The following is a 13,000-nucleotide window of genomic DNA, read 5'->3' as shown; positions in this document are numbered from 1 at the left end:
TCCTTAGCGTGGTGCGATCATCATGACCATCTGCCGGCCTTCCAGCTTCGGCATGTTCTCGACCTTGCCAGCCTCGCCGACATCGTCGCGAACGCGGTTCAGCAGGTCCAGCCCCAGATCCTGGTGCGCCATCTCGCGGCCGCGGAAACGAAGGGTCACTTTGACCTTGTCGCCCGCTTCCAGGAACTTCATGACGTTGCGCATCTTGACGTCGTAGTCGTGCGTATCCGTACCCGGACGGAACTTCACTTCCTTGATGTCGATGATCTTCTGCTTCTTGCGGGCCTCGGCCTCGCGCTTCTGCTGTTCGTATTTGAACTTGCCAAGATCCATGATCTTGCAGACGGGCGGGGTCGCATTGGGCGAGATCTCGACCAGATCGAGACCGGCTTCCTGTGCCATCTCCAGCCCGCGGGCGGGCGAGACGACACCGACATTTTCACCGTCAGCGCCGATCAGGCGAATTTCGGCGACACGAATACGTTCATTGACGCGGGGACCGGCGTCACGGTTCGGGGGCGGCGCGTTGTGCGGACGACGAGCTATGGTCGGATTCCTTTTATGGTGCGGTTGAATGCCGGGCAAAATAGGGATTCGTTCGGCGCGTTACAACCGGATTCCCCGCTATGACCTTCGACGCGCGGGCTTTTCGCCACAGGCTGCTTGTGGCAACAGGGGACATCAAAAAGGAACGCCCGATGCGCAGGCTGATCGCGATTGTCATCATAATGCTTCTTCTTGGCGGCGCGGGCTGGTGGGGCTGGACGCATCCTGATGCGTTGCCGGGTGCATTGCGCGATAAGCTCCCGCCCCTTGCCGAAGAAACCGCGCCATCTGCGACAGATCCATCGGGGCCTTCGACCGAAGCGATGACCGAACCGGCGCAAGCGCAGGCAGACCCGGCAATACCGGACGATGCAGCCTCGTCCAGGTCTGACACGGCTGGCACCGCCGCAGCCACGGCAACAGAGCCTACGCCCACGCCCGCACCCATGGATGCGCCGCTTCCCGCGCAGACCGGAAGCGCCATGGCTGTCGAGACAGAGCGCGTTGCCGAAGCCGTGATCGCCGCCGCCGATTCCCGCGCCCGCGCCGAAGCCACAGCCCGCGCCGAGGAAGCGGCGCTCGATACCGCGCGCGCCGATCTGCGCGACGTGCTGGCGCCGTATCTTGATGCGCAGGCGTTCGACAGCGCCGCAATGCGCAACGCGTTATCGGCCCCACCGTCGTCCGATGACATGCTGGTCGCGCAGCAGCGGAACCGGCTGGCCGCGCAAGTCGAAGCGATCCTGTCAGACGCGGATCGCGATGCAGCCAATGCTATCCGCGCCGCCGCGACGGGCGCTGCGGCTCGTGCCGCGCTGCCTGACAGCACGCCCCCGCTTCAGGGCTATGACCCATCGGCCCAGCTGGCCCGGCTTCGGGAATTGCTGCAATGACACCGTCACTTCGCGATTATCTGGCCGCGCACCCGGCAGAGCTTAAATCCGGGCCCATCGCGATTATCCTGTTCGAGGACGAGACAGAAGCGGCCTCGACCGTCGATCACGCACTGCGCGCCGGGTTTCGCACGCTGCTTGCCCTGTCGCCCGAACCGCTGAGCTTTCAGGCGACGCGCGACGGGATACGCAACCTTATCTTCGACACCCGCCGCCCCAACGCCCATGCAGAGGCTGTCAACGCGGTGAACGATGCCGTGCCGGCGGGCACATGGATCTACTACGGATACAATGCCGAGTATCTGTTCTATCCCTTCTCGGAATCGCGGCGTGTCGGCGAAATGCTGGCATTCCATACCGAGGAGCGCCGCGCCTCGATGCTGAGCTATGTGATCGACCTTTACGCGCCGGATCTGACGCGCTTTCCGGATGCCGTCAGCCTGCCCGACGCGATGTTCGACCGCATCGGTTATTACGCGCTTGGCCGCAAGGATGCGACCGGACAGTTTCTGCAGCGGCAGCTGGATTTCCACGGCGGCCTGCGCTGGCGCTTCGAGGAATACCTGCCCGAGGAACGCCGCAGGATCGACCGCATCTCGCTGTTCCAGTCCCGCGCGGGACTGCGACTGCTGCCCGATCACCGCTTCAACGATCAGGAATACAATACCTATTCCTGCCCCTGGCATCACAATCTGACTGCCGCTATCGCGTCCTTCAGGGTCGCCAAGGCGCTGATGCGCAATCCGGGATCGCGCGACGAGATCAAGCGCTTCACCTGGCGCAATTCGCATCCCTTCGAGTGGAGTTCCCAGCAGCTGATGGATCTCGGCCTGATGGAGCCGGGTCAGTGGTTCTAGACCGCAGCTTGCGGGAACGAAAGTTGATCGTTAGACAGGGCGCCTGAAACAGGGTGACGACCCGTCAACTAAGGAAGGCGATTGCAGGCATGGCAATGCAGAAGACCAAATTCGACAAGGACGATCTGCTGGCTTGCGCGCGCGGCGAACTTTTCGGACCCGGCAACGCTCAACTGCCCGAACCGCCGATGCTGATGATGGACCGCATCACCGACATATCCGAAGATGGCGGCCAGCATGGCAAGGGCCATGTCGTGGCCGAATTCGATATCAATCCCGATCTGTGGTTCTTCCCCTGCCACTTCCCCGGAAATCCGATCATGCCGGGCTGCCTCGGTCTTGACGGGTTGTGGCAGCTTACCGGCTTCAACCTCGGCTGGCGCGGCTGGCAGGGACGCGGCTACGCCCTTGGCGTGGGCGAGGTCAAGCTGACCGGCATGGTCCGGCCCGACCGCAAGATGCTGACCTACAAGGTCGATTTCACCAAGGCCGTGCAGACCCGACGGCTGACGATGGGCGTTGCCGACGGCATCGTCGAGGCCGATGGCGAGGTGATCTATCAGGTCAAGGACATGAAGGTCGCGCTTTCGGAAAGCTGAGCCTGCCTGCCTTCGCTGCACGATGAATGAAGGGCCGCCGTCGAAAGCGGCCCTTTTCATGTCGGCCAGGATGCCAGCAAGCGCGGAAGCGCAAGCGTGATGACCGGGAACAGCAGCAGCAGCGCAACGCGCAGAAGCTCGGCAAAGAAGAACGGCAGCACGCCCTTGAATGTCTCGATCATCGGCACGTCCTTCGCGAGGCTGGAGATGATGAACACGTTCATTCCGACCGGCGGCGTAATCAGCCCCAGTTCGACCACGATCAGCGCGAGGATACCAAACCAGATCTTCAGGTCCTCTGTGCTCATGCCGAAGCCCGCGCCGTCCGCGCTGATCTGGTAAAGGCCTCCGTTCAGTTCCAGCAGCATTGGCCAGAAGAAGGGTATCACCAGCAGGATCATCGAAAGGCTGTCCATCAGGCAGCCGAGCAGTATCAGCGCGATCAGGATGACGACCATGACCGCCATGGGAGACATGCCACTGTCGGCGATCCATGCGGCCGCAGTCTGCGGCAGTCCGGCGCGCGACATGAAGATCTTCATCAGCTCCGCGCCCAGCAGGATCAGATAGATCATCCCGGACGAGCGCGCCGTCGCCTTCAACGCCGTGATCATCGAGCCCCAGCGGATGGAACCGCGCAGCAGGCCATAAAGCGCGACCAGAAGCACGCCAATGGCGGCGGCGGGGGTCGGGTTGAAGAAGCCCAGATAGATGCCGCCAAGCACGAGCCCGAAAATCCCGATCACCGGAAGCAATCCGATGCTGGCGGACAGGAACTCCTCGCGCGATGTCGCACCGCCGCGCGGGCCTGCCTCGGGACGGATGGCGACATAGATCGCGATGGTCAGGATGAAAAGGAATACCGCGAGTATGCCCGGCAGAAGTGCAGCGGCGAACATGGTGACGATATTCGCCTCGACCATGACGGCATAGACGATCAGCACAACCGAGGGCGGGATCAGAATACCGAGCACCCCGCCAGCCGCCAGCGAGCCCGTCGCCAATGCGCCGGAATAGCGGTATTTTCGCAGTTCTGGCAGCGCCACCTTGCCCATAGTCGATGCGGTGGCGAGCGACGATCCGCAAACCGCGCCGAACCCGGCACAGCCCGCAATAGCCGCCATTGCCGTGCCCCCCCGCATCCAGCCAAGCCACGCGTTCGCGCCGCGAAACAACGCCTGACTAAGACCCGCAACCGTCGCCAGCTCTCCCATCAGGATGAACATCGGCACGATCGACAGGTCATAGACAGAGAACTGACCGTAGGCGAGCGTCTTGAGCTGGCTCAGCAGCAGTGCCGGGCCGCTCAGCATCATGATGCCCCCCGCCCCGACGAGGATCATCGAATAGGCGATCGGAATCCTTATCGCGATCAGCGCGACCAGCAGAACCAGCGCGACAAGGCCAAGGGTGATCGGATCGCTCATGCGACTGCCTCGCGCAGAGACTCGATAAAGCTCAGCACCGAGGTTGCGATCAGCAGCACGAGCGAGACGAGAACTGGAACGAAGGCCCACCAGACGGGAATCTGCAGGATCGCCGTGATTGAGGAATAGCTTCGGTGATCGGCCAGACCCAGCGACATACGCCACAACAGAACGGCGGCGAAACCGCATGCGACAAGGGCCGCGAGCGCGCGCAGCGCAGACACGGACCGGGCGCTGGCGCGTGCGGTAAAGATATCCGCAGTGACATTCGCGTCGGTCAGTTGGCAATACGGCAGGAAGGCGAAAACGGCGACGGCGATACCCATCTCTGTCATCTCGAAATCGCCGGCAAGCGGGTGGCCCAAAGCTGCACCTGCAACCGATAAGGCGTTGATGCCCACCACCGCCAGCAGGACCAGCCCGCCAAGCAGCGCCCATCCCGTGGCAAGGACGGCAACCACAGCGGCAAGGCCGCTGCGGCCGGAACGTTCTTCTTCGAACATTACTGCGACGCCCCTTCGTCGCCTGTGTTCTTCGCGATCAGGTCGCGAGCCGTCGCGACAAGCGCCGCACCGTCTATGCCAAGCGGTTCAACCTCGCTCACCCAACGATCCACGACAGGTTCCAGCTTGGCGCGGAAAGCCTCGGTTTCTTCCGGGGTCAGAGTGATATGCGTATTGCCGCTATCGACAGCGACCTTGATGCCGCGATCATCCGTCTTGCGCCAGATCTCGCCGACCTCAACCAGCCAGTCATGGCCCGACGCATCGCGGAACGCTTTTTGAACATCCTCTGGAAGGCTGTCCCAACGCGCCTTGTTCATGGAAACCTGAAACACAGATGTGCCGAGGCGGGTCTTGTCTGCGCCTTCGATCTGGAACTGCGTCTGATCCTGTATCTTCAGCGCCGGTATTATTTCCCACGGGATCAGTGCACCGTCCACGACGCCTTTCGACAACGCAAGCGGCAGATCGGGTACCGGCATCGAAACGGGTTGCGCATCAAGTGCCTCGATCACCCAGGCGCCTGTGCGTGTCGGGATGCGCAGCTTCATGCCGGCCATATCCTCGGGCGAGTGCACCTCTTTCGATACTGTCTGGATCGCCTGGCCTGCATGGGTGTGCAGGAACATCGGCTCGACGCCCTTGTATTCCTCGGCCAGATGTTCCGGATAAAGCTCGGCCAATGCAAGATTGGCGGCAACCGGGTCGTTCACGAAAACGAAGGGCAGTTCCATCACCTCGGTCCTTGGGAACAGGCCGGGCGTATAGCCATTCAGCGTCCAGACGAGATCGACAACACCGTCACGGACCTGGCTGACCAGTTCCGGCGGGCGACCACCAAGTGTCATCGACGGGTAGATCTCGATTTTCACCTTGCCGCCCGAGTTCTCCTCGACCCGCTTCGCCCAAGGCTCAAGCATATCCTTCTGCGCAGGCGATTCCGCGCCCAGAAAATGGTGCAGTTTGAACACGTGCTCCTGCGCGAGCGCGCCGCCCGCGCCAAGAAGCACCGCGAGTGCCGCCGCGCCAGCGGCAATGCTGATATTGAAGACTTTCATCCGTTTTTCCTCCCGTTTGGTTTATTGTCCCGGCCCCGGTCGGGATTTCACAGCATTGGCGGGGCGCAGGCGGTCCGCCGCAGGAGGCGGGCCGCCGTCTGTCAAAGCGCCGCGGTCACAATGAATTCGACGCGATAGGCGGGCGTTGCCAGACGCGCCTCGCCCGTGGCACGGACCGGTGGATTATCCTTGTCGATCCAGGCTTCGTAAACCTTGTTCATGGCGTCGAAGTCGCCCATGTCGGCCAGCCAGACAATGACCTGAAGCGCTTTCGACTTGTCGGTCCCGGCCTCTGCCAGAAGCGAATCAACTGCCGCAAGCGCCTCCTCCGCCTGCTCCATGACGCCGCTGCCGGGGTTGCCGACCTGCCCGGCCAGATAGACTGTGTCACCGTGAATGACGGCCTCGCTCATCCGGGGACCGGCGTGAAGGCGTTTGATCGACATGACTGTTTCCTTTCTGCTGCTGTCGCTTGTCCCATCATATGCCCACAAGTGGTGCCGCCGCACAGTGCAAAGGGCAAGCCCGGACCGGTCACGCCGCCAGATTGCCCTGAAGATTGGGGCGGGTCGCCGTCGCCCTATGCGCGGGACGGTGGATTCGTTTATGATGACCGCCAGCATCGGTTTGAATGCGCCCCCGCAACTTGTATGGGAGGGGTAGCGTGATTATCGTCACGTCAACAGGGCCAAGCCCTTGAAGGAATGAGAAGAGGAGCGTGCATGCGCCGCGTCGTCATCACCGGGCTGGGGATCGTCTCGCCCATCGGCAATAACGCCCAGGAAGTGACCGAAAGCCTGAAGGCCGGTCGCTCAGGCATCGTCTTTGCACCGGAATATGCCGAACATGGCTTCCGCAGTCAGGTTCACGGCATGCCCCAAATCGTGTTGGAAGATCATATAGACAAGCGCAATCTGCGCTTCATGGGTCCGGGTGCGGCCTATAATTTCCTTGCGATGCAACAGGCAATCGCCGATGCGGGGCTAGAGGAAAGCGACGTCTCGAACCCCCGTTCTGGATTGATCATGGGATCTGGCGGTCCATCCACATCGAATTTCTTTGATGCACATCAGATCGTTATCGAGAAAGGTTCACCCAAACGCATGGGGCCGTTCATGGTCACGCGCTGCATGTCGTCAACGAATTCCGCCTGCCTTGCGACACCGTTCAAGATCAAGGGTGTCAACTATTCCATTACCTCGGCCTGTTCGACCTCTGCGCATTGCATCGGAAACGGGGTCGAGCAGATTCAGATGGGCAAGCAGGACATCGTCTTTGCTGGGGGTGGCGAAGAACTTGACTGGACCCTGTCCTGCCTGTTCGACGCGATGGGCGCGATGTCGTCCAAGTATAACGACACGCCCGAAACCGCATCGCGTCCCTATGACGTCAGCCGCGACGGCTTCGTCATCGCAGGTGGCGGCGGCGTCGTGGTGCTGGAAGAACTGGAACACGCCCGCGCCCGCGGCGCCAAGATTTATGCAGAGGTGACGGGTTACGGGGCCACGTCGGACGGCTATGACATGGTCGCGCCATCCGGCGAGGGCGGCGAAAGGTCCATGCGCGTCGCGCTGGCGACGCTGCCAGAGGATCGCGTGGTGAGCTATATCAACTCGCACGGGACGTCGACGCCGGTTGGCGATATCGGCGAGGTCAAGGCGATCCGGCGTGTCTTTGGTGAAGGCTCGACCCCGCCCATCGCATCCACGAAATCGCTGACCGGCCACAGCCTTGGCGCGACCGGCGTGCACGAGGCGATCTATTCGCTGCTGATGATGCAAAATGGCTTCATTGCCGCATCGGCGAACGTGGCCGAGCTTGACCCCGAACTCAAACCCGAGGAAATCGCTACACAGCGTATCGACAATGTCGATTTCGACACGGTCCTGTCCAACAGCTTCGGCTTTGGCGGCACCAACGCGACGCTGGTGATGTCGAAATTCCTGGAGTGATTTGAGAATGGGCGATCTTCTGAAAGGCAAACGCGGTCTGGTCATGGGGGTCGCCAATGACCGATCCATTGCCTGGGGGATCGCAAAAGCGCTGGCGGATGAAGGTGCGGAACTGGCCTTTTCGTATCAGGGCGACATGTTCGCAGGCCGCGTCGCCCCTTTGGCGGAATCGGTCGGATCGGACTTCCTGATCGACGTCGATGTGACCGACGATGCCAGCCTGGATGCCGCCTTTGCGCAGATCGGCGACCGGTGGGGCAAGATCGACTTTCTTGTTCACGCCATCGCCTTTTCCAACAAGGACGAGCTGGCCGGCCGGTTCATGAATACCAGCCGCGCCAATTTCAAGCACTCGCTGGATATCTCGTGCTATTCGCTGATCGAGGTCGCGCGCCGCGCCCACCCGTTGATGGGTGCTGGCGGGTCGATCCTGACGCTTACTTACGGCGGATCGAACCGTGTGACGCCGTTCTATAATGTCATGGGCGTCGCCAAGGCAGCGCTGGAGGCATCGGTCAGGTATCTTGCCAACGATCTTGGCCCGGACGCAATTCGTGTGAACGCAATCAGCCCCGGCCCGATGAAGACGCTGGCTGGTGCCGCCATTGGTGGCGCGCGAAAGACCTTCCGCCACACGGCAGCGAATTCGCCCCTGCGCACCAATGCGACGCTGGAGGCCATTGGCGGCACCGCAGTCTGGCTGACAAGCGATTGGGCCAATGCCACGACGGGTGAAATCATCATGGTCGATGGCGGCTATCATGTCCTCGGGATGCCCCAGAGCGAAAATCTGTAACCGGTCGGAGGCGAAATGACGCAATTCTTCACTGCGGAAGACGGCGCCCGTATCGCCTATTCAGACGAGGGTGAGGGTCTGCCGGTCCTGTGTCTGGCAGGGCTGACGAGGAACATGGCGGATTTCGACTATGTCGCGCCGCATCTGCGAGGCGTCCGAATGATCCGCATGGACTATCGCGGTCGTGGAGAGTCCGATCACACCGGCGCTGCGACCTATACCGTCCCGCAAGAGGGCAAGGACGCGCTGGCTCTGCTCGATCATCTGGGCATCGAAAAGGCGGCCGTCCTTGGCACGTCGCGCGGGGGGCTGATCGCCCTGCTTCTTGCCGCCGTCGCGAAGGATCGGCTGCTGGGACTGTGCCTGAACGATGTCGGCCCTGCGATAGAGCGTGCGGGGCTGGATCGCATATTCGACTATGTCGGGCGTAACCCGATGGCCAACACCCATGAGGAGCTGGCCGCGAAGTTGCCGGCGAATATGCCAGGCTTCGCCAATGCGCCTGAGGGTCGCTGGCTGGCGGATGCGCAAAGACATTATGCGGAAACGCCCGAGGGGTTGCAGATCAAATACGATCCCGCCCTGCGCGATGCGTTTCTTGCAGCGTTCGAGGGCGAGGCCCCTGACCTGTGGCCACTATGGGACGCGACTGCCGGCTTGCCGGTTGCCGTGATCCGCGGCGCGAATTCTGACCTGCTCAGCCCCGATGCCTTCGCCGAAATGCAGCGGCGCAGGCCAGACGGCGTCTATGCCGAGGTGCCGGACCGCGCCCATATCCCGTGGCTTGACGAGGCGGAGAGCCTCGGCGCGATCAACTCATGGCTGGATGCGCTTCGTGCCCGAACCAAATAACGCGGGTTAACGCGCTGTCAGGCGACGGCGCGCGAAAGCAGTGCCTTCGCCTCTGGCGTCAGGTTTCGCGCGCAGGTGTCGTCAATCAACGCGATCTGCGCTTCGGTCAGGTAATCGCCGAACCCACCGACCTTGCCGCGACGCATGCGAAGATTTTCGCTGTCGCTGCGATCATATTCATGCCCCGGCAGGCCTGATTTCAGTTCCAGATTGAGCATCCGCTTGAAACTCGCGGTTTCGATTGCGGCGTTTAACATGTCCGGATTTTCTTCCAGCCCGAGAAAGGCCAGAACCTTCGCGGTTTCCGTCACCGGATCGCTCGAAAGTTTCTCGTAGCTTATGACGATATGTGGACGGTCGCTAAGACCTGCGGCCCATCCGTTCAGATATTCTGTCAGAGACGAGATTCCCTGTTTCGGATCAACCAGAAACGCGTCGATATCGCCCGAGAAGCGATGCTTCTGTCGCGTCGCGTGAAAATATGCAGATACCAGCACGTCCTTCGGATCGCGGACCATGAATACGGTCGGATAGGACCGGAACCACCTGCGGGCATAGCGAAGATGGCTGACCGCGATCAGTGGCGGTTTCGGTTTATGGTCGGCAAAGGCAAATGCCGGAAGCCCGCGAACCGGATCGAGATCGAAATTCGGCAGAACCCTGAACATCGTATGCAAATCCGGGGCAGGTTCCAGCTTGTAAAGCCGGGCGATATAGGATGACAGGATGTACCTGAACCACGTCCGCCCGGATTTCGGATAGGAGGCCAGAATTGCGTCGATCCGATCAGAATAGCGCCAGAGTGAAAATGTATTTGACGCGCGCTTCCAAACCAGGCGCGGCATATGCTGTAGCTTGCTCATTCCCGTTACTCAGAAAAAACAGATCCCGTTAACGAGGATGGTACTGGAGCCTATCGGGTTTTCAATCTTATTCCCGCGCGGGTAACGAGTTTTTCAGCGACTGCGTCTATCCAGTTCCCTGACGGTCGCGATTGCCCCCTTTTCGGTCAGCTTATAGCGCGCGCGCTCGTGCCAGTCGGCATCGTCGAAGTCTGGAAAGAATGCATCCGCATCTTCGATCAGGGTATCGACCTCGGTAATCAGAAGGCGGTCAGCGCGGGGCAGCATCTCGCGATAAATCCGCTCTCCGCCGATGCCATAGATGCGCGCATAGCCCGCCGCCTGCGCGGCAGCTAAAGCCGTATCTATATCGGCCACGGCGTGCCCCGGCAGATCCAAGGTCGAGGTGACCACCAGATTAAGGCGTTCTTTCAATGGCTTGAAAGGAAGGCTCTGCCATGTTCGCCGTCCCATGATGATCGCACCCCCAAGCGTTTCGCGCTTGAAGAAAGCCAGATCCTCGGGCAGATGCCACGGGATCTTCCCGTCTTTGCCAATGGCCCCGTTTCGCGCACGCGCCGCGATCAGTGTCAGCATCAGACGGCCACCGGCGCTTTGATCGCGGGATCGGGGTCGTAGTTCAGGAATTCGAAATCCTCGAACTTGAAGTCGAAAATCGAATCGACCTTGCGGGTGATCCGAAGCTGCGGCAGCAGCTTTGGCTTGCGCGAAAGCTGAAGCTGCACCTGATCCATGTGATTCGAATAGATATGCGCATCGCCAATCGTGTGAACAAAATCGCCGGCTTCATATCCCGTCACATGGGCCAGCATCGCCAGCAGCAGCGCATAAGACGCGATGTTGAACGGTACGCCAAGGAACATGTCTGCCGATCGCTGGTAAAGCTGAAGATGCATCTTTCGCCCGATGACACGGACCTGCCACAGCGTATGGCAGGGCGGCAGCGCCATGTCCGGCACCTCGCCGGGGTTCCACGCAGACACGATCAGGCGGCGGCTGTCCGGGTTCTTGCGAATGTTTTCGACCAATTCGGCAATCTGATCGACTGAACGCGCGAAAAACAGCGGCTGGCCGTCAGGGTCTTCGCCCGCCGGTTCCAACGCGGGGAAACGCCGCCATTGTGCACCGTAAACCGGGCCAAGATCGCCGTTTTCATCGGCCCATTCGTCCCAGATCGAGACTTTGTTCTCGTTCAGATAGCCGATATTGGTGTCGCCGGCGAGAAACCACAGCAGCTCGTGAATGATTGAGCGCAGGTGCAGTTTCTTCGTCGTCACCAGCGGAAAGCCATCGGCCAGAGGATAGCGGGTTTGCATTCCGAAATACGCCAGCGTGCCGGTGCCGGTGCGGTCGGTCGTCTGCTCTCCCTGTTCGAGAATCGTCCTCAGCGCGTCGTGATATTGCTGCACCCTCGTCCCCTGCCCCCGTGCCTGTCGGTGTTGTTCGACCCTCTTCTTATCGCTCCCGGAACCTGCCGCAAACCGCCAATATTGTCGCGGCCGGTGGTCCGTGCCACATTGCGCGCAACCACTTCAGGGAAAGGAACACCGATGCCGCTGCGTTATCTGCACACGATGGTTCGGGTCAAAGACCTCGACAAGACCATGGATTTCTTCCGTCTCCTCGGACTGGAGGAGACGAAGCGGATCGAAAACGAGAATGGGAGGTTCACGCTGGTTTTCATGGCGCCTCCGGGTCAGGAGGACTGCCCGGTCGAACTTACCTATAACTGGGACGGTGATGACGCCCTTCCATCCGACAGCCGTCACTTCGGTCATCTGGCTTACCGCGTCGATAACATCTACGACATGTGCCAGAAACTGATGGATGCGGGCGTCACGATCAACCGGCCCCCACGCGATGGCCATATGGCCTTTGTGCGCAGCCCCGACAATATTTCGATCGAGCTGCTGCAGGACGGACATCTGGAACCGCAGGAACCCTGGGCGAGCATGGAAAATACCGGCCATTGGTAAACGCGCGGCGACCCGGTCCTCGCGGTCAGGCGCAGAGCTTTCTGCGTCATTTATGCCAGCCGCGACAGGACCTGCATCGCTTCAGGCCCAAGATTTTCGACGCACCCGCACAACGCTTCGTACCGCGTCCCGGCAGCCCTGCGATCAGACGACAGCAAATGGTGCCGTCAGTAGATATAGCGGATCTGATCGAGCCAATATCGTTCGATCCGCCGCCACTGCCGGTTCACGGCATCGAGCGGTGGGTCGTCAAGGATGCCCGTATCAACCAGATCGGCAGCATGACGCGCGAAAAGCTGGCCGATCTGTTCGCGCACAGACTGTCCGTCCACGGTCAGACGCACGCGAACAGATCTGCGGTCCTGATCGCTGCGTTCGTGATGGACATATCCCATCCCAACAAGCTTCTTGAGATTGTAGGACACGTTCGAGCCCTGATACATCCCGCGAGAGCGCAATTCGCCCGCTGAAACCTCCGCCTCGCCAAGATTATACAGCAGCAGCGCCTGCACAGGCGTGAGATCGCACCGGCCGACACGTTCGAAATCATCCTTTATCAGGTCGAGCATCAGGCGATGCAGCCGCTCCAGAAGCTGGAGGCACTGGAAGTAGCTTTCTGCGGCGTCGAGTTGCGGCAGGTATTCCTGTCTGGGCAGCGCTGAAGTCATGTTGTCATCC

General features: G+C 60.9%; 16 protein-coding genes. 7 read left to right on the top strand and 9 right to left on the bottom strand.

What is annotated here, in order from left to right; all coding sequences use genetic code 11:
* Positions 1-3 precede the first annotated feature (3 nt).
* On the bottom strand, positions 4-585 hold the full coding sequence (gene infC, locus FQV27_RS11620) for a translation initiation factor IF-3 (protein WP_246133083.1): 582 nt from the start codon (positions 583-585) through the stop codon (positions 4-6).
* Positions 586-698: 113 nt separating this feature from the next.
* Between infC and FQV27_RS11615 the strand changes: the two genes are divergently transcribed.
* The 3 genes from FQV27_RS11615 to fabA all read left to right on the top strand — a co-directional run bounded on the left by FQV27_RS11615 (position 699) and on the right by fabA (position 2,895).
* Positions 699-1,439, top strand: a complete 741-nt coding sequence (locus tag FQV27_RS11615) for a hypothetical protein (RefSeq protein WP_147098614.1) — start codon at positions 699-701, stop codon at positions 1,437-1,439.
* Positions 1,436-2,296, top strand: a complete 861-nt coding sequence (locus FQV27_RS11610) for a glycosyltransferase family protein (RefSeq protein ID WP_147098612.1) — start codon at positions 1,436-1,438, stop codon at positions 2,294-2,296. The genes FQV27_RS11615 and FQV27_RS11610 overlap by 4 nt, the downstream gene beginning before the upstream one ends.
* Before the next feature lie 89 nt (positions 2,297-2,385).
* Positions 2,386-2,895, top strand: coding sequence for a bifunctional 3-hydroxydecanoyl-ACP dehydratase/trans-2-decenoyl-ACP isomerase (gene fabA / locus FQV27_RS11605; RefSeq protein ID WP_147098610.1), 510 nt, complete (start codon positions 2,386-2,388; stop codon positions 2,893-2,895).
* Positions 2,896-2,951: 56 nt separating this feature from the next.
* Here fabA and FQV27_RS11600 read toward each other — a convergent pair whose 3' ends face one another.
* The 4 genes from FQV27_RS11600 to FQV27_RS11585 all read right to left on the bottom strand — a co-directional run bounded on the left by FQV27_RS11600 (position 2,952) and on the right by FQV27_RS11585 (position 6,329).
* A complete protein-coding gene (locus tag FQV27_RS11600) occupies positions 2,952-4,322 on the bottom strand; it encodes a TRAP transporter large permease (protein WP_147098608.1) in 1,371 nt (456 codons plus the stop codon).
* Complete coding sequence (locus FQV27_RS11595) at positions 4,319-4,825, bottom strand: TRAP transporter small permease (RefSeq protein WP_147098605.1); 507 nt, start codon at positions 4,823-4,825, stop codon at positions 4,319-4,321. The genes FQV27_RS11600 and FQV27_RS11595 overlap by 4 nt, the downstream gene beginning before the upstream one ends.
* Positions 4,825-5,883: a TRAP transporter substrate-binding protein gene (locus FQV27_RS11590; protein WP_147098603.1), complete on the bottom strand. Its 1,059-nt coding sequence runs from the start codon at positions 5,881-5,883 to the stop codon at positions 4,825-4,827. The genes FQV27_RS11595 and FQV27_RS11590 overlap by 1 nt, the downstream gene beginning before the upstream one ends.
* 101 nt (positions 5,884-5,984) lie before the next feature.
* On the bottom strand, positions 5,985-6,329 hold the full coding sequence (locus tag FQV27_RS11585) for a RidA family protein (protein ID WP_147098601.1): 345 nt from the start codon (positions 6,327-6,329) through the stop codon (positions 5,985-5,987).
* A gap of 276 nt (positions 6,330-6,605) precedes the next feature.
* On the opposite strand from FQV27_RS11585, the gene fabB reads away from it, so the two are divergent.
* The 3 genes from fabB to FQV27_RS11570 are packed head-to-tail and all read left to right on the top strand — an operon-like array spanning position 6,606 to position 9,483.
* Entirely contained in the window at positions 6,606-7,835 is a 1,230-nt protein-coding gene (fabB, locus tag FQV27_RS11580; protein WP_147098599.1) for a beta-ketoacyl-ACP synthase I, read from the top strand.
* 7 nt (positions 7,836-7,842) lie between these two features.
* Entirely contained in the window at positions 7,843-8,631 is a 789-nt protein-coding gene (locus tag FQV27_RS11575) for an enoyl-ACP reductase FabI (protein ID WP_147098597.1), read from the top strand.
* 15 nt (positions 8,632-8,646) lie between these two features.
* On the top strand, positions 8,647-9,483 hold the full coding sequence (locus FQV27_RS11570) for an alpha/beta fold hydrolase (RefSeq protein ID WP_147098595.1): 837 nt from the start codon (positions 8,647-8,649) through the stop codon (positions 9,481-9,483).
* A gap of 17 nt (positions 9,484-9,500) precedes the next feature.
* On the opposite strand, the gene FQV27_RS11565 is transcribed toward FQV27_RS11570, so the two are convergent.
* The 3 genes from FQV27_RS11565 to FQV27_RS11555 all read right to left on the bottom strand — a co-directional run bounded on the left by FQV27_RS11565 (position 9,501) and on the right by FQV27_RS11555 (position 11,755).
* Positions 9,501-10,328, bottom strand: coding sequence for a sulfotransferase domain-containing protein (locus FQV27_RS11565; protein WP_147098593.1), 828 nt, complete (start codon positions 10,326-10,328; stop codon positions 9,501-9,503).
* Positions 10,329-10,439: 111 nt separating this feature from the next.
* Positions 10,440-10,922: a dihydrofolate reductase gene (locus FQV27_RS11560; protein ID WP_147098591.1), complete on the bottom strand. Its 483-nt coding sequence runs from the start codon at positions 10,920-10,922 to the stop codon at positions 10,440-10,442.
* Entirely contained in the window at positions 10,922-11,755 is an 834-nt protein-coding gene (locus FQV27_RS11555) for a thymidylate synthase (protein ID WP_147098589.1), read from the bottom strand. Before FQV27_RS11555 ends, FQV27_RS11560 begins: the two co-directional genes overlap by 1 nt.
* Positions 11,756-11,896: 141 nt before the next feature.
* Between FQV27_RS11555 and FQV27_RS11550 the strand changes: the two genes are divergently transcribed.
* Positions 11,897-12,322, top strand: coding sequence for a VOC family protein (locus tag FQV27_RS11550; protein WP_147098587.1), 426 nt, complete (start codon positions 11,897-11,899; stop codon positions 12,320-12,322).
* 167 nt (positions 12,323-12,489) lie between these two features.
* Here FQV27_RS11550 and FQV27_RS11545 read toward each other — a convergent pair whose 3' ends face one another.
* Entirely contained in the window at positions 12,490-12,990 is a 501-nt protein-coding gene (locus tag FQV27_RS11545) for a MarR family winged helix-turn-helix transcriptional regulator (RefSeq protein ID WP_147098585.1), read from the bottom strand.
* Positions 12,991-13,000: the final 10 nt, after the last annotated feature.

It is taken from the genome of Paracoccus aurantiacus, from assembly GCF_007993065.1.
Taxonomy (GTDB): Bacteria; Pseudomonadota; Alphaproteobacteria; order Rhodobacterales; family Rhodobacteraceae; genus Paracoccus; species Paracoccus aurantiacus.
Note: the sequence above shows the minus strand (reverse complement) of the source record. Positions and strands in the feature narration are given on the sequence as shown.